The organism is Aureimonas psammosilenae (assembly GCF_009176975.1).
Classification (GTDB): Bacteria; Pseudomonadota; Alphaproteobacteria; order Rhizobiales; family Rhizobiaceae; genus Plantimonas; species Plantimonas psammosilenae.
This window is the reverse complement of record NZ_WEZG01000007.1, coordinates 240,450-255,791: the sequence shown is the minus strand read 5'-3', so window position 1 is coordinate 255,791 and position 15,342 is coordinate 240,450. Positions and strand designations below refer to the sequence as shown.

At 62.9% G+C, this 15,342-nt stretch carries 14 protein-coding genes and 3 pseudogenes; 10 read left to right on the top strand and 7 right to left on the bottom strand.

Translation table 11 applies throughout. The features are described 5' to 3' along the window. On the bottom strand, nt 1–745 hold a 745-nt coding region (locus F9929_RS14815), incomplete at its 3' end, for a hypothetical protein (RefSeq protein WP_152047350.1). A gap of 555 nt (nt 746–1,300) precedes the next feature. Between F9929_RS14815 and F9929_RS14810 the strand changes: the two genes are divergently transcribed. Together F9929_RS14810 and F9929_RS14805 are read left to right on the top strand one after the other, a co-directional pair. After that, nucleotides 1,301–3,334, top strand: coding sequence for a methyl-accepting chemotaxis protein (locus F9929_RS14810; protein ID WP_152047349.1), 2,034 nt, complete (start codon nt 1,301–1,303; stop codon nt 3,332–3,334). A 5-nt stretch (nt 3,335–3,339) separates the two neighbouring features. After that, nucleotides 3,340–3,543, top strand: coding sequence for a hypothetical protein (locus F9929_RS14805; RefSeq protein WP_152047348.1), 204 nt, complete (start codon nt 3,340–3,342; stop codon nt 3,541–3,543). 100 nt (nt 3,544–3,643) lie between these two features. Here the strand turns inward: F9929_RS14805 and F9929_RS14800 are convergent, their stop codons facing one another. The 4 genes from F9929_RS14800 to F9929_RS14785 form a co-directional block, all read right to left on the bottom strand. Then, nucleotides 3,644–4,213, bottom strand: a complete 570-nt coding sequence (locus F9929_RS14800; protein ID WP_152047347.1) for a fasciclin domain-containing protein — start codon at nt 4,211–4,213, stop codon at nt 3,644–3,646. Between the two features lie 229 nt (nt 4,214–4,442). Continuing rightward, a complete protein-coding gene (locus F9929_RS14795) occupies nt 4,443–4,652 on the bottom strand; it encodes a hypothetical protein (RefSeq protein ID WP_152047346.1) in 210 nt (69 codons plus the stop codon). A gap of 262 nt (nt 4,653–4,914) precedes the next feature. Next, nucleotides 4,915–5,160, bottom strand: coding sequence for a hypothetical protein (locus F9929_RS14790; RefSeq protein ID WP_152047345.1), 246 nt, complete (start codon nt 5,158–5,160; stop codon nt 4,915–4,917). A 183-nt stretch (nt 5,161–5,343) separates the two neighbouring features. After that, nucleotides 5,344–6,579, bottom strand: a complete 1,236-nt coding sequence (locus tag F9929_RS14785) for a tyrosine-type recombinase/integrase (RefSeq protein ID WP_152047344.1) — start codon at nt 6,577–6,579, stop codon at nt 5,344–5,346. A gap of 431 nt (nt 6,580–7,010) precedes the next feature. Between F9929_RS14785 and F9929_RS24725 the strand changes: the two genes are divergently transcribed. From F9929_RS24725 to F9929_RS24945, 3 genes and pseudogenes are all read left to right on the top strand, one after another. Further along, entirely contained in the window at nt 7,011–7,175 is a 165-nt protein-coding gene (locus F9929_RS24725; RefSeq protein ID WP_268915666.1) for a PAS domain-containing protein, read from the top strand. Continuing rightward, a pseudogene (locus F9929_RS24950) lies at nt 7,123–7,314 on the top strand (PAS domain-containing protein); the annotation flags it as partial. The gene F9929_RS24725 and the pseudogene F9929_RS24950, both read left to right, overlap by 53 nt. A gap of 33 nt (nt 7,315–7,347) precedes the next feature. After that, nucleotides 7,348–7,743 (top strand): annotated as a pseudogene (locus F9929_RS24945) (PAS domain-containing protein); the annotation flags it as partial. Between the two features lie 47 nt (nt 7,744–7,790). On the opposite strand, the pseudogene F9929_RS24865 reads toward F9929_RS24945, so the two are convergent. Both F9929_RS24865 and F9929_RS14765 read right to left on the bottom strand, forming a co-directional pair. Beyond that, nucleotides 7,791–7,946: pseudogene (locus F9929_RS24865) on the bottom strand (histidine kinase); the annotation flags it as partial. A 420-nt stretch (nt 7,947–8,366) separates the two neighbouring features. Then, entirely contained in the window at nt 8,367–9,398 is a 1,032-nt protein-coding gene (locus F9929_RS14765) for a LacI family DNA-binding transcriptional regulator (RefSeq protein WP_152047342.1), read from the bottom strand. Nucleotides 9,399–9,535: 137 nt separating this feature from the next. On the opposite strand from F9929_RS14765, the gene F9929_RS14760 reads away from it, so the two are divergent. The 5 genes from F9929_RS14760 (at nt 9,536) to F9929_RS14740 (ending at nt 15,311) form a co-directional block, all read left to right on the top strand. Further along, on the top strand, nt 9,536–10,561 hold the full coding sequence (locus F9929_RS14760; protein WP_152047341.1) for an ABC transporter substrate-binding protein: 1,026 nt from the start codon (nt 9,536–9,538) through the stop codon (nt 10,559–10,561). Between the two features lie 61 nt (nt 10,562–10,622). Then, complete coding sequence (locus F9929_RS14755) at nt 10,623–12,863, top strand: ABC transporter permease (RefSeq protein WP_152047340.1); 2,241 nt, start codon at nt 10,623–10,625, stop codon at nt 12,861–12,863. After that, on the top strand, nt 12,860–13,924 hold the full coding sequence (locus F9929_RS14750; protein ID WP_152047339.1) for an ABC transporter ATP-binding protein: 1,065 nt from the start codon (nt 12,860–12,862) through the stop codon (nt 13,922–13,924). Before F9929_RS14755 ends, F9929_RS14750 begins: the two co-directional genes overlap by 4 nt. Nucleotides 13,925–13,935: 11 nt before the next feature. Continuing rightward, nucleotides 13,936–14,748, top strand: coding sequence for an inositol monophosphatase family protein (locus F9929_RS14745; RefSeq protein WP_152047338.1), 813 nt, complete (start codon nt 13,936–13,938; stop codon nt 14,746–14,748). Between the two features lie 80 nt (nt 14,749–14,828). Next, nucleotides 14,829–15,311, top strand: a complete 483-nt coding sequence (locus F9929_RS14740) for an NUDIX hydrolase (protein WP_193227773.1) — start codon at nt 14,829–14,831, stop codon at nt 15,309–15,311. The last annotated feature ends 31 nt before the right edge of the window (nt 15,312–15,342 follow it).

Below are 15,342 nucleotides of genomic sequence, written 5' to 3'. Positions count from 1 at the left end.
GCGAGAGCGGGAAGTCTTCCGCGCCGTACATGAATTCGAACAGAGAGACGGCGGCGATCTCAGCGGAACTGAAACCGGTTGCGAGTTCACGAATGCTGCGTTCGATTGCGTCGCTTCGATCGCATGAAGCATCCATCTCAGCATCGAGGCGCGGCAAGCCGACCTTCCTTTGCTCTTCACGCTGCTGGCGAACGCGGTCCATGACCTCGCGGACCGTCTGATAGCCACGCAGGCGAGCGGCGCGGCGCTTCTCTCCGAACACGGGCGCGGGTTTCAGCACCGTCATGGTGCCGTCCTCGTTTCGGACGACGAACGGCCCGTCGTAGATGGTCTCGCGCGCGGCTTTCCAAGCATCGCGCAGCGAGGGGCGGATCAAGACCTTGATGCTCGACTGTTCAGGATTTGGCACCAAAGGCTCGGGCAATTCGGGCCAGCCGACGATAATGCCCCTTCTGCTGCCGTCCGGGTTCAGTTCTCTCGGACCAGGCCTCGCCCAGGCAGGAAGGCGCGCATCGGCTTGCTTACGTTCCGAGGAAAGAGCCCAGTATCGCCGTTTCTCGGCAAGATAGTCCTCGAGAAGAGCGTTGATGGCGCTCGACTTGTCGTCGGGGATCGCCTGGGCGGCAACGGCGATGCCACCGGACGCGATTGCAGCAGCGCTAGCGCCGGCAGTCGTACGGAGGAAAGAACGGCGGGTGACGGCAGGCATAGCTTCGCCGGTCGCCTGGATGGAGGCGTTTTGCATGACAATTCTCCGCTAGGTGTTTTGGCTACTTTCGACTACACTGTATGGCGTAGCCGCAACCCTGTCAATACGGTGTAGTCATTGGTAGTCGATACAAAAAAGACAACGCCTGTTAGCGTTCGCTTCATGCCGTCAACGAAGGAGGCATTGGACAAGGCTGCCGAAGCTGATGCGCGTTCGCTGTCGAGCCTTATTCAGAAGGTGATGACCGAATGGCTGACCAGAGAAGGGTATCTGAAAGGTTGAGACGCAACACTTCGTCGAAGCCGCAGGCGTCATCTTCATAACGGAGAACGGAGACGGGCCAGGGGTGAGGTTGCGGAAGAGCTAGAACGAGAAAGAGCTGTTGCGAAGCTAACACCTGCTAACCGACATCGAACGCGCCTCTCTCACTGGTTGCCGCCAGCATTTGCCTCTCTGCCTCCAGATCGAGACTATTTGGCGAAAGACGCCTTCTGCTGGTTTTTTGGACAATCTTGTGCGTGAAAATTAAGCTTTTTCGGCTCAACGTCATCTTAGAGATACGTTTAGAAAAACCAGCTCGGAAAGTTTGACGTGAGTATCCGCAGCATATTCGTCGCTTTTAGCGCGCTTACATTTGGACTTCTCATAGCTTTCTTTATTTCTCTTTTCCTCTACCGGAATGGGCAAAACGAAGTTCGCCTTGCCTACGATCAACGTTACGAAGATTACCAACTTGCCAATGGGTTTCGGCAATCTTCGGCAGACTTAACGCGGCTTGTCCGAACATACGTTTCGACCGGAGATACCGCATTTAAGGATCAATATTTCAAAGTCTTAGATATTCAGGAAGGCAAGCTTCCCACCCCTCTCGATTATTACACTAGACCCTACTGGGAGTTTGTTGCTGCTGGACAACGTGAACCTCGGCCAAACGAGGAAGCACTTTCTCTACGAGAAAGAATGAAGCGAGCCGGTATTCAAGGGGCGGAGTTTGCCCTTCTTGATGAAGCCATCGCCCGCTCCGACAAGCTGGTTACTATGGAAACGCAAGCGATGGAGATGGTTGAGCAAGCGACTGTATCGCCTGAACAGCGGAAAGCGGCTGGCGATCTCTTGGTGTCGAAGGAGTATCACGAGTTTATCGGCAACATTCTGCAGCCAGTTGACGCGTTTCTTGTGCATTTGAGCGAACGTACGAATGCGGAAGTCGCGAAGGCGAACGAACAAGTCTCATTTTACGCTACCCTTATGCTCGTAAGCGCTGGCGCACTTCTTTTGGATCTTATTGCCTTCGCTTGGCTAATGCTTACGCGCTTCGTGCGGGGCATCGGAATGCTCGAAGGCGTTATGTCAGACATGACTGCAGGGAAGCTCGAACACGAGATTGCTGGCAGGACACGAAACGACGAGATTGGCCGCATGGCTAAGTCGCTGGAAGGTTTCCGACTAGGAGCTTTGTCCAAGCTGGCACTTGAGCGCGAAGCGGAGGAGGCTCGTGACGCGCAGGCAACGAGCCGGGAACGGCAGGCAGCGATCGACAATGCGAAGGCGGAAGATCTGCGTGTGTTCGTCCACGCCGTCGAGGCCGGCTTTGACAGGCTCTCCTCCGGCGATCTGACGGTCCGAATGAACGAAGCCGTCGCCTCCGAGTTCGAGCCTATCCGCGCCAAGTTCAATGCCTCCGTTGAGCAACTCGAAGCCACGATCGGCTCGGTAGTAGGGGCCGTTGGATCAATGCGCGTTGGCCTTAACCAGATCACGGTTGCTGCGGGCGACCTGTCGCAGCGCACGGAACAGCAGGCTGCGAGCCTTGAGGAAACAGTGGCCGCGTTGTCGGAAGTCGCGCGTGGCGTGAACGGTACGGCGCAAAGCGCGGACGACGCTCGTGCGGCGGCAACCTTGGCACAAAGGGAAGCCGAAAAGGGCGGCGCGGTGGTCGCACAGACGGTGGCGGCAATGTCTGAGATCGAAACGTCTTCCAACAAGATTGGCAACATCATTTCGGTCATTGACGAGATCGCCTTCCAGACGAACCTCCTTGCGCTCAACGCGGGCGTCGAAGCGGCGCGCGCCGGCGAGGCTGGCCGGGGGTTTGCGGTGGTAGCACAGGAAGTGCGCGGGCTGGCGCAGCGTTCGGCGGAAGCGGCGAAAGAGATCAAGGACCTCATCTCGACTTCGTCAGCGCAAGTTGCAGCGGGCGTCGAGCTGGTATCCGCCTCGGGTCGATCGCTGGAGCAGATCGTGGCACAGGTCGGAGGTGTTGCGACCGTCGTCGCCGAGATGGCGCACTCCGCACGCGAACAGTCGGTCAGCCTCCGCGAAGTCTCCACTGCTGCCGACCAGATGGATAAGGTCACGCAACAGAATGCAGCGATGGTCGAGGAAACAACGGCCGCCGCGCAGTCTCTTTCCAGCGAAACGGAAGAGCTGGCTGCATTGACCGAACGGTTCCAGGTGCGGGTAGCAAATGGCGGCCGTGATCATGCGGTGTCCCAAGCCAGCATCCGGCGGCCGAGCAGCATTAAGCCGGCCACCGCCCGCCCGGTTCGCCAAATGAAGCATACCGGTTTTAACGGAACTGTCGCGAAGTCCGCGCCTTCTCAGGATAGCTGGGAAGAGTTCTGATCGCCGTGGATAAAGAAGATGAGAAACCGTCGGAGGGGGAAAGCTCCGACGGCGCGAGTTCGCCGGATATGCCTTCGGCTTTGATGACAGCGGATAGCCTTGAAAAGCTCAGGCGGTCGGTTGAAGAGTTCGAGAAGATTGTGCGGTCATTGAAGGCGGACCGCCATCGCGCCAACTTCAAGGTTATCGACCCCGAAGACGAGCAATGAGACGGTTGGACACGTGCTTTCGATCGACATAGTGGCCGAGAGACGAAGGCGGGAGGAATGCTCCCACCTTCAAGATGTCTAGGCCCCTAGGCGCCCTGACTTATTTCGGCATCAGAACCGTATCGATGACGTGAACCACGCCGTTCTTTTGCAGGACATCGGCTTGGGTCACGGTCGCGGTGTTGCCCTTGGCGTCGGTCACGGTGAGCTTGTCCCCGTTCATCGCCAGCGTCAGCTCTTCGCCTTGGACGGTCTTCACCATGTGCTTGCCGCCGTCGTCCTTGATCATCTTCATTGCGGCTTCCGATGTCGCCTTGGCCGGGACCACATGATAGGTCAGGATCTTGGTGAGCATCGCCTTGTTCTCAGGCTTCACGAGCGTGTCGACGGTGCCCGCCGGCAGCTTCTCGAAGGCTGCATTGGTCGGCGCGAAGACCGTGAACGGACCAGCACCTGCCAGAGTGTCGGCGAGGCCCGCCGCCTTCACTGCCGCGACGAGCGTCGTCAGGTTGTTCGCCTTCGAGGCATTCTCGGGGATCGTCTTGGCGGGGTCCATCGGCGCACCACCGACCATCGGCATATCCTGCGCGATGGCGCCTGACGCTAGACCGAACGAGCCAACGGCAAGCGCAGTGGCGAGGGCACCGGTGCGGATCATCGTCTTGAGCATGTCGTCTCTCCCAAATGGGTTCTGCCGAAGCGCCATCACGGCGATCGTCGCGTGAGATACGGATGTCGAGATGCTCCGGCTTCACCGATGATAAGATCGTGATCGGGTGCTGTTGCGAGCTCGCTACATCCTATTGGAGATCGTTGACCGTGAAGCGCTGGCGCAATGGACGCCACCGGCTGGGATACGGCGGCGTTTTTGAGCATCGTGGGTAGAGGAGCGCGACCGGTTACGCACCAGTTGGAGGCGACGGTGCCGCGATGTCGTCTGGATCGGCTTCGTCGTATTCCGGCGCCCGACCGCCATTCGGCAGCTTGCTCTCTTCGCGCTGGACCTTTTCGGTTTCGGTTTCGCCGGACGGATCGTCTGCGGTCGCGATCTTCGATCCGTCCGAGCGGTACTCGGTTCCGTCTTTGTCGGTCTTGGCAACGTCGGACATTGGTTCCTCCTCAATGTGTATCGAGGAAGCGTTCCCGTTCCATCTGGTTCCGCTACGCCCAGTGACCGATCCTCAACGACTTCGCGTCAGGATGCTCAATGCCGTCCAGGCGCGTCCTTTTTCGGACGCCACATGCACGAAGCGCCGAGGCGTGTTGCGTATCGCCTCGGCGCTTCACGCGCTGCCATTAGTTGTCGCTGCCGTCCCCCCTGCCACGCCCGACACCGTGAGAATGGTGCCACCGAGGCTATGCGAGGCGGACCTAGTTGTTCGGCCCATCGATCTGGCTGGGCGGAATGGGATCGGAAGTCGGAAACGTATCCTCGAGCGATTTTTCGAGCTTCTCGTCTTCCGTCATCGGTCGATCTTGATTGCTAGGCGTCGCCCCGTCTTCGCGCAGATCGCCGGCTTCGGACGCGCCACCCTCCGGAACCGCTGAATTGTCGTCCAGCGGTTTGCCGGCGGGCATTTTGTCGTTCGGGTTTTCGGTCGCGGTGTTGTTCGACATGCAAAGTCTCCCTTTGCTCGGGGAAGGAAGGGTTATGGAGATACGTTCCAGACTGGAACTCGCAGTTTGCTACCGAACGCTTCAACGTCCTGCGGCGGACATGACCGTTGAAGCTTCGCCGAAAATAGCTCGCGTCAGCTCGTCGTCACGGATTGCCCGATCCCGGCCGATACGTCTGACACACTAACTGTTTGCGCGTTTGTGCTGCAACTGAACCACCATCCCCTCCCCGGCCGGTGCCAGATACGACGCCCACGCTTCCATAAGCTGCCGACGCTTTTCGAGCGCATCACCACGACGATAAGCTCGCTCGACAGCATCACCCACGTGATGGGCAAGAGCCTGTTCCGCTACCTCGCGCGGGAAGTTGGTCTCCTCCCCTGCCCAATCGCGGAACGCAGACCGGAAGCCATGGACCGTCACATCCTGCTTCATGCGCCGAAGCAGCATGTCCATCGCCATGACGGAGAGCGGTTTGACGCCTTCCGCCGGCTCACCGCGCTGGTTGCCAGGGAACACAAGGTTGTCTGTTCGCACCTCATGCAGTTCGCGCAGGATCTTTACGGCTCTGCCGGATAGTGGGACACGATGCTCCTTCGCAGCCTTCATACGCTTCGCCGGGATCGTCCAGACGGCCTTGTCCAGATCGAACTCAGGCCATACCGCCTCACGAGTTTCACCGGAGCGTGCCGCCGTTAGGATCGTCAGTTCCAGCATTCGAGCCGATAGGCCCTCCGACTTGCGGAGCGCCACCATTAAAGCCGGAACTTGATCGTAGGACATCGCCGCATGGTGCCCGCGCGTGAGCTTCTGGCGAGGTGGCAGGACGTTCTTTAGGTGGCCCCGCCACAGTGCCGGGTTCTCTCCGGTTCGCCAGCCCTTGGCCTTGGCAAAGTCGAGGACGTTTTCGATCCGGCCGCGCAGCCGTGATGCCGTTTCCGCCTTCTTCGTCCAGATCGGGTTGAGGACCTTCAAAACGTCGTTGGTATCGATAGCGGAGACGCGCTTCTCGCGGATCGGCTTGGCGTAGACTTCCAGCGTCATCTTCCATTGCGCACGATGCTTCTCGTTGCGCCAGGACGAGGACATGGACGCTATCAACTGATCGCAGCATTCCCCGAACGTGGGCTCCGATGACGCTGCTTGCGCTTCAACTCGCTCGGCTATCGGGTCCCGCCCCTCTGCGACGGCCTCCCGGTACTCGGCAGCCATCTTGCGCGCTCTCGCAAGACCAATCTCAGGATAGGCACCCATGCCCATCTCCCGGCGCTTACCACCAATGGTCCACATGAAGACCCACGACTTCGACCCGGCAGCCGCAACGTTCAGGTAAAGGCCGCCGCCATCCGAATGCCGGCCGGTCTTCAAGCCGCTCGACTTGATGCCGGTGTCCGTCAGCTTGCCGGTGGTACGCGCCATCCTTCCCCACTTTCTTCCCCACTTTGAAGTGGAGATATTAGCGAACTATGGCGGACAGTGGCAGACGAACAGAGAAAGAACAGGCCCGCAGCGCAGGGCTCTGAGAGACGCCAGCGAATGGGGAAGGACATAAGTTTGGCGGACCCCCTTTCCGCCAGAACTAGGTCCGAGCGGTTTCTACCGCCAACGAACTGAATGCCATAGAGAACCTTCTCTTTCGCTGCCACTTGGACGTTGAGCGGCCCTCTTGTCCGCTGTATTCTTCGGGCGCTCCGGCTATTTCCCACAAATCTCGCACGTCTGCTTTTTTCGAGTAGCGCAACCCTGTTCGAACGACGAGGCTAAACCGCCGATAGGTCTCTTCAGGCGAAACAACGAGCCGGATCGGGGCCGAGGCGGCGCTCGCCGAAAGCGAGGCTCGGTTCCGGCTGATGGTGGACACGGCCCCCCAGATCATCTGGATCGCCGATGCGAATGGACGGATGGAGTTTCTCAGCCGTCCGTTCTCGCACTATACCGGATACCGGCGCGTCCTTCCACCCGATGTCGCCCAGCGAGATCGCCGCCGCGTTCATCCATCCCGAAGACGGGCCTGAGGTGGTCGCATCCTTTCAAACGGCGCGAGAGGGCACCAAGCCCCACGTCTTCGAGCATCGCATCCGCTCGGCGACGGGCGAATATCGCTGGTTTCCGGATCGCGCGGAGCCATACAGAGACGGGCGCACGGGCGAAATCCTGCGATGGTTCGGGGCTGCGATCGACATCAACGACCGCAAATTGGCCGAGGACCGTCTGCGCGAGCTGAACGCGACGCTGGAAGAGCGCGTCGCCGAGCGCACGGTGGAGCGCAACATGCTGGACCTTCTCGCCGACCAGCCGGAACAACAAGCGGAGGTCCGTGCCGGCTGGGCGCGCGGCCTCAGCGGCGAGCAAGTCACCGTCATCGAGGAGTTCGGCGATCCCGACCGGGCGCGGCCCTATTACGAGGTCAAGTTCCGGCCGCTGTTCAAAGAGGCGGGCAGGCAGATCGGCACATATCAGTTCGTCACCGACGTCACGGAGTGCCTGCGGCGGGGAGCGCAACTCCTCGAAGCGCAGGAGGCCCTTCGCCAGTCCCAGAAGACGGAAGCGATCGGCCAGCTCACCGGCGGCGTCGCGTCGGATGTCACGTTGAGAAGCGCGGCGACCTTGCCCGTCTCGTCATGGACCGGGGAATAGGAGAAGTCCCACCAAGTGTCTTCGCAATAGCCGTTGCGGGTCATGACGAGCGGCATGGCCTGGAAGGTCGTCGTCTCGCCCGCGAACACGCGGTCCACCAGCGGCGAGATGTCGGTCCACACATCCGGCCAGACATCGGCGAAGACCATGCCGAGCGCTGCGGGATGGCGCGCCAAGGAACGGGGCATAGGCATCGTTGTAGAGGAAGATGCGGTCCGGCCCCCACGCGAGACACATGGCATGTCCCGAGCCGAGCATGATGTCGAGCGTGGTTCGCAGGCTCTGCGTCCAGGCGTCGCGAGCGCCGAGGGCGGTTGACCGCCAATCGTGGCGATCGATCAAAGCCGTCACGCGGGGCGTCCCGTTCGGGTCGGGCTTCGTCCCGAAGCCGGCATCGATCGTTGAATCGCTACTCAAGTTCGCAGAACCGTCCCTTCGGGCCCATACCGTCACCATCGGCAGGACGGTCGCGACCGGAGATAAAGACGGATCATCGAACCGGCATCGTGCCTTACGCCAGTCCGTCCCGGCCGCCGTCGAAGGCCCAAAGCGTCGCCGGGGCCTTGCGCTCAACCCCGGCGGGCGACGGACGAGCGCCACACGAGGGGCGCCTCGAACACGCGGCTTCCTTCTTCGCCTTCCTCGACCCCGTCTGCCACGATTCGCACGGTCCAACCGGCGATGTCCTCCACCGGCTGGGCGAAGGTGGTGAGGTCGTAGGAGACCCAGCCGGCCTGTTCGATGTCGTCGAAGCCGATGACACCGATCTCCTCCGGCACCCGGCGGCCGAAACGGCGGCGCGCCGCGTCGAGAACGCCGCAGGCGAGAAGGTCGGTGACGGCGAAGACGGCGTCCGGGGGCTCGCTTCTCGCAAGCAGTTCCGTGCCGCCTTCCAGGCCGCTCTCATAGGCTGTAGCGCCCCCCTGCCAGACCTCGACCGCAACGCCGTTCTCCCCCGCGGCGGCCACGAAGTGATCCCGCCTTGCCGTCAGGCTCGGCGTGCCGACCGCGGACGTGACGAGCGCCAGACGGCGATACCCCGCGCGCAGGAACAGGGTGGCGGCGGTGCGGGCGGCGCGGGCATTGTCGACGGCAAGGTTGATCGTGCCCGGCAGTTGGTCGGCGCGGTTCAGAAGAACGAGCCGCTGGCCGCTGTCGAGACAGCTTTGCGCGATCGAGCGATAAGGCGTGCCGGACAGGACGATCGTGGCGTCGGCGCGGTAGTTCAGGGTCTGGCGCAACGCGTCTTCCACATTGCGGGCGGCCCGGCCGGCATTCAGCACCATGACGACCTTTCCAGCTTCTTGGAAAGCGCGCGACAGGTGGTCGAGAAGTCGCGACAGGTACGGCGTGTGGATGTCGGCGACGACGAGGCAGACGATACCCGTCTTCTGCCGCATCAGGCCGCGCGCGAGATGGTTCACGTGGTAGCCGAGCGCGGCGGCGGCCGCCTCCACCTTGGCGCGCGTGTCCTCCGAGATGCTGGCGCCGGGCGTGAACGCGCGCGACACGGCCGAGCGGGACACGCCGGCAAGGCGCGCGACTTCCTGCGCGCTGGCGAATGTCGCCGGCCGCGCGAGGCCTTCCTTCGGATGCTCCATCTTCCTGCCTTCCGGTTGCAAGGCCTTGCATTGGTTTCCAACGCCTAGATTGTCAGCATGACGGTCTGTTGACAATGGGAGTGTATCGCGCAACCTTGCACACGAGTGCAAAATCTTCAGGTGCTGGGAGGCCCTCCATGCGCACGACTTTCCTCGTCACGACCATGCTTGTCGGCATCGCCGCATCCGCCTTGCCGGCCAATGCCGCGGGCAGCTTGAATCTCGTTTGCGCAGCGGACGTGAAATGGTGCGAGCTGATGGAGCGGCTCTTCGAGAAGGACCATGACATCGACGTCAACATGGTGCGCATGAGCTCGGGCGAGGCCTATGCCCGCCTCCGCGCCGAAGCGCGCAACCCCAAGACCGACCTTTGGTGGGCGGGAACGGGAGACCCCCATCTCCAGGCGGCCGAGGACAAGCTGACGCTGGAATACAAGTCGCCCAAGCTCGGCGAGCTGCAGCCCTGGGCGCAGAAACAGGCCGAAGTGTCGGGCTATCGCACCGTCGGCGTTTATTCCGGCGCGCTCGGCTGGGGCTACAACACGCAGATCCTCGAAAAGAAAGGCCTTGCCGCCCCCGCCTGCTGGAAGGACCTGACGGACGTTAAATACAAGGGCGAGATCCAGATCGCCAATCCGAACTCGTCGGGCACCGCCTATACGGCGCTCGCCACCCTCGTGCAGTTGATGGGCGAGGATCAGGCCTTCGAGTACCAGAAGGCGCTGAACGCCAATGTCACGCAATACACCAAATCCGGCTCCGCCCCGGTGAAGGCGGCGGCGCGCGGCGAAACCGGCATCGGCATCGTCTTCATGCACGATGCGGTCGCCATGACCAAGCAGGGCTTTCCGGTGAAGACGGTCGCCCCTTGCGAGGGCACGGGCTTCGAGGTCGGCTCCATGTCGATCGTGAAGGGCGCCAAGAACCTGGAAAACGCCAAGGTCTTCTATGACTGGGCTTTGTCCGCCGAGGTGCAGTCGCACGCCGCCGAAGCCGATTCCTTCCAACTGCCCTCCAACAAGAACGCTTCCGTGCCGCCCGAAGCGCCCAAGCTCGGCGACATCAAGCTGATCGACTACGACTTCGCCAAGTTCGGCAATGCCGCGACCCGCAAGGCGCTTCTGGAGCGCTGGGACCGCGAGATCGGCGCTTCCGCCAACTGACGGCGAAGAACGGGCGCCCGAGCGCGTGCCCGTTCTTCCAACTCTTCGGGAAGGATAGTCGATGGATTCGCGCATTCGCCGGCTCGACGGGGCGTTGCTTCTCGGGCTCGTCGCCTTCGCCGTCCTGCCCTGGTACGGGCTGGAAGGCGGGTTCTGGAACGGCGGCTGGGCAGGCTCCTGGCCGCTCGGGTCCGACGCCGCGCCGGGCGTGCTTCAGATCCCGCTTCGCCACGCCTTCTGGCTCGCCCCTGTCGCGCTCGCCTTCTTGGCGGCCATTGCCCTTCGCTTCAAGGGTCCGGGCGAGGCGCGCGGATCGATGCTGGCGCTGGCAGGTGGTCTGGGGCTCGCGCTTCTCGTTGTCGAGGGTCTCTCCGTCGGCTATGGCGGCTGGAACTGGAGCGGCTGGGAAACGCTTTTCGGCCCCTTGGAAAACGGGCAGCCGCCTTTCGGCCTCGGCGCTTTCGCGCTGGCTCTTGCCTTTCTTCTCCTTCTCGCTTTCGGCCTTGCCGAGCGAGGGCGGTTGCGCGGCGACGCCTTTGTTCTGTCCGCCATCGCGATCGTCGTCGCCCTTGTCTGCGCCTTCGTGCTCTACCCCTTGGTGAGCCTTTTCATCGGCGCTTTCCAATCGCTGGACGGCTCGTTCGATGCGACGAGCTTCTCGGCCAACATCGTCGATCCCTCCATCTGGTCGCTGTCCTGCGTGACGGGTTCCGGCGCCTGCGGGCTCGCCTGGCGCACGGTGTTTCTGGCGCTGATGACGGCGTTCGGCACCACGGTTCTGGGTCTCGCCTTCGCGCTTGCCGCGACGCGCACGCGCTTTCCGTTCAAGAAGCTCCTGCGCCTTCTCACCATCCTGCCGATCATCACGCCGCCCTTCGTGATCGGTCTCGCCCTCATCCTCCTGTTCGGGCGCTCCGGCGTCGTCACGCAGGGCATCCTGTCCCTCACCGGCTATGATGGCGGGCGCTGGCTCTACGGTCTCACCGGCATCTGGATCGCCCAAATGCTGAGCTTCACGCCGATCGCCTTCATGGTGCTGATCGGCGTCGTGGAAGGCATCAGCCCCTCCATGGAAGAAGCCGCGCAGACCATGCGGGCCAACCGCTGGCGCACCTTCTGGACGGTGAGCTTCCCCTTGATGCGTCCGGGCCTCGCCAACGCCTTTCTGGTCGGCTTCATCGAAAGCATGGCCGATTTCGGCAACCCGCTGGTGCTTGGCGGCAGCCACGGCGTGCTTTCCACCGAAATCTTCTTCGCCGTGGTCGGCGCGCAAAACGATCCGGCGAGAGCGGCCGTTCTGGCACTCGTGCTTCTCGCCTTCACCCTTTCGGCCTTCGCCGCGCAGCGTTTCTGGCTGAAAGGCAAGAGCTACACGACGGTGACGGGCAAGGGCGATTCCGGCCGCCACGCCGCCCTCGACGCGCGGCTGCGCACCGGCGTCTACGCGCTCGTCCTGCCCTGGATCACATTCACCCTCGCCGTCTACGCGATGATCGTCGTCGGCAGCTTCGTTCGAACACTCGGCCTCGACAACACCCTGACGCTCGACCACTACGCCAAGGCCTTCTCGGTTGCCTTTACCGAGAACGGCCTGCGCTGGACGGGCGTCGCCTGGGATTCCTTCTGGACCACCATGGAGATCGCGCTCGTTTCCGCGCCCTTGACCGCCGCGGTCGGCCTTCTGTCCGCTTATCTCTTGGTGCGTCAGCGTTTTGCAGGCCGCGACACGCTGGAATTCCTGTTGATGCTGTCCTTCGCCATTCCCGGCACGGTGATCGGCGTGTCCTACGTTCTCGCCTTCAACCTGCCGCCGATCGAGATGACCGGCACGGCGATCATCCTCATCGTCTGCTTCATCTTCCGCAACATGCCGGTCGGCGTGCGCGGCGGCATCGCGGCGATGAGCCAGCTCGACAAGAGCCTCGACGAAGCCTCGCTGACGCTCGGCGCTAATTCCTTCACCACGCTTCGCCGCGTCGTGCTGCCGCTTCTCAAACCCGCCATCGTCAGCGCGCTCGTTTACTCGTTCGTGCGCTCGATCACCTCGATCAGCGCCGTGATCTTTCTCGTCAGCGCCGAGTACAACATGGCGACGTCCTACATCGTCGGCCTGACGGAGAACGGCGAATACGGCGTCGCCATCGCCTATTCCACCATGCTGATCCTCGTGATGATCACGGTAATCGGCCTCTTCCAGATGCTCGTCGGGCAGCGCCGGCTGCGCCGCGAAACCGGCAACACCGCCCCCGCCGCATTATCGCCCATCAGCGCCGCAACGCTTCCCCAGGAGAAGGTCGCATGACTGCCTTGTCGCCCAAGGGATCGGTCCGTTTCGAGAATGTCGAGAAGCGCTTCGGCGCGGTGACGGCGATCCGCAGCCTGTCCCTCGACATCGAGCCGGGAACGCTGGTCACACTTCTCGGACCGTCGGGCTGCGGCAAGACTACCACGCTGCGGATGCTGGCCGGCCTGGAACAGCCGACGGCGGGGCGCATCCTGATCGGGGGCAAGGACGTGACGGCCCTTCCCGCCAACGAGCGCGACGTGTCCATGGTGTTCCAGTCCTATGCCTTGTTTCCGCATATGACGATCGCCGAGAACGTCGCTTATGGCCTGCGCTCGGGCGGACTCTCCCGGAAGGCTGCCCGCGAGCGCGCCGAGGAAGGGCTGAGCCAAGTCGGTCTCGGCGGCTACGGCCCGCGTCTTCCGAGCGAATTGTCCGGCGGCCAGCAACAGCGCGTGGCGGTGGCCCGCGCACTCGTTTTGGAACCGCAGGTGCTTTTGTTGGATGAGCCTTTGTCCAATCTCGACACCCGGCTGCGCCGCCATGTGCGCACCGAAATCCGCGAGTTGCAGCAACGGCTCGGCTTCACGGCTGTTTACGTCACCCACGACCAGGAGGAAGCGCTCGCAGTGTCCGACCGGATCGTGGTGATGAAGGACGGCGAGATCGCGCAGGCCGGCTCGCCGCGCGATCTCTATGAGACGCCCGCCTCCTCCTTCATCGCCGACTTCATCGGCGAGGCGAATGTCGTGCCCTGCGAGGTCGTGCGGGACAGCGACGGCCGCTTGAAGGCGCGGCTCGGCGGGCTTGCGCACGAAATCCGCGCGGGGGCGGCCCGCGAAGGGGCGGCCAAGCTCGCCATCCGCCCGAACGCCATGTTTCTTGGCGACCGACGCGCCGATTTCCTCGACGGCCGGGTGATGAGCGCAGCCTATCTCGGCGATCATATCGAATACGAGGTCGAGACCGCCTTCGGCCGCTTGTTCATCGTGGACCCCGCCATCGAAGAGGTCCGCCCCGTCGCGAGCGATGTCGGCATCGGCCTTCACGAGCGCGGCGTCGCCCTCATTCCCGCATGAGATCCGTTTCCATGACCCCCTCCCCCAATCCACACGCCGACGACGCCGTGGAGGCCCGCCGGCAACTCGCCGAAGCCATCGCCAGGGAAGGCGGCGCCATCGCCCTTTCCTATTTCCGCGACCGCAGCCGTCTGACGGTGGACGAGAAGATGAACGGCCAGGACGTCGTGTCGGTCGCCGACAAGCAAGTGGAAACGCTGCTGCGACGGCGCATCGCCGAGGCCTTTGCCGACGACAGCCTGCTCGGCGAGGAATACGGGATGGAGCACGGCTCCTCCGGCTTCACCTGGGTGATGGACCCGATCGACGGCACGAGCCCCTTCGTCTTCGGCATCCCGGCCTGGTGCGTTTCCGTCGCGGTGATGCGCGGCCAGGAGATCGTCGCGGGCGTCGTCTTCGCGCCGACGACGAACGAGCTTTATTCGGCGCGGCGCGGCGCGGGCGCGAGGATGAACGGGGCGGCGATCAGGGTCGCCCCGAACGTCAGCTTGCGAAACGGCGTCCTCGGCCTTGGCGCCAACCATCGCGTGCCGAGCCGCACCATCTCCACCGTCGTGGAAAAGCTCCTCGACCGGGGCGGCATGTTCATCCGCAACGGCTCGGGCGCGCTGATGCTCGCCTATGTCGCCGCCGGGCGGCTCGCGGCTTACTGGGAGCCGCACATGAACGCCTGGGATTGCTATGCGGGCTTTCTTCTCGTGGAGGAAGCGGGCGGCTGGATCGTCGATCCGGCGGGATGGGACGATATGCAGAAGGGCGGCGCGGTTCTGGCCGGCGCACCGGGAACCAGAGCCGATCTCCTCGACCTTGTCGGCGCGAGTTGAAGCGGCATGAGGCGGGACGGACGCTTTTTCTCGCTCCTCCATCCGGCGCGACGCCCGGCAGGCTGAAGGTTTGCGAGGAGATGCCCGCCGCCAAGAAAAGCCGACACGACTATCAGGTCGCGGCGCTGCCGCTTCGTTTGTCGCCCGATGGTCGCCCGGAACTCCTTCTCGTCACCTCGCGCCAGACGCAGCGATGGATCGTGCCCAAGGGCTGGACCATGAAGGGCGTGAAGGATCACCGCGCCGCCGCCACGGAAGCCTTCGAGGAAGCGGGCATCGAGGGCACGATGCTGCGCGAGCCGGTCGGCTGCTACACCTATTGGCGGCGCACGAGCCACGACTTCCGTCTGACGACGGTCGTCGCCTATGCGATGCGGGTCGAGCGCACGCTCGCCAAATGGAAGGAAAAGGGCCAGCGAGAAATGCGCTGGGCCGGCCTTCTCCAGGCCGCCGACCTCGTCGCGGAACCCGAACTCAGTACGCTGATCGCGCGTCTTCCCCTCGATCGGCAAGTGATGTCCCTGATCGCACCGGAACCAGGCGGCTCTTCGCAACGAGGCTGATACGTCTAACTAAGGGTGCGAAATCCCTTCC

What these genes read in the sequence shown, in the direction of transcription:
- F9929_RS14800 (WP_152047347.1), bottom strand. Translation starts at nt 4,213, where the DNA reads ATGCTCAAGACGATGATCCGCACCGGTGCCCTCGCCACTGCGCTTGCC.
- F9929_RS14795 (WP_152047346.1), bottom strand. Translation starts at nt 4,652, where the DNA reads ATGTCCGACGTTGCCAAGACCGACAAAGACGGAACCGAGTACCGCTCG.
- F9929_RS14790 (WP_152047345.1), bottom strand. Translation starts at nt 5,160, where the DNA reads ATGTCGAACAACACCGCGACCGAAAACCCGAACGACAAAATGCCCGCC.
- F9929_RS14785 (WP_152047344.1), bottom strand. Translation starts at nt 6,579, where the DNA reads ATGGCGCGTACCACCGGCAAGCTGACGGACACCGGCATCAAGTCGAGC.
- F9929_RS24725 (WP_268915666.1), top strand. Translation starts at nt 7,011, where the DNA reads ATGGTGGACACGGCCCCCCAGATCATCTGGATCGCCGATGCGAATGGA.
- F9929_RS14765 (WP_152047342.1), bottom strand. Translation starts at nt 9,398, where the DNA reads ATGGAGCATCCGAAGGAAGGCCTCGCGCGGCCGGCGACATTCGCCAGC.
- F9929_RS14760 (WP_152047341.1), top strand. Translation starts at nt 9,536, where the DNA reads ATGCGCACGACTTTCCTCGTCACGACCATGCTTGTCGGCATCGCCGCA.
- F9929_RS14755 (WP_152047340.1), top strand. Translation starts at nt 10,623, where the DNA reads ATGGATTCGCGCATTCGCCGGCTCGACGGGGCGTTGCTTCTCGGGCTC.
- F9929_RS14750 (WP_152047339.1), top strand. Translation starts at nt 12,860, where the DNA reads ATGACTGCCTTGTCGCCCAAGGGATCGGTCCGTTTCGAGAATGTCGAG.
- F9929_RS14745 (WP_152047338.1), top strand. Translation starts at nt 13,936, where the DNA reads ATGACCCCCTCCCCCAATCCACACGCCGACGACGCCGTGGAGGCCCGC.
- F9929_RS14740 (WP_193227773.1), top strand. Translation starts at nt 14,829, where the DNA reads ATGCCCGCCGCCAAGAAAAGCCGACACGACTATCAGGTCGCGGCGCTG.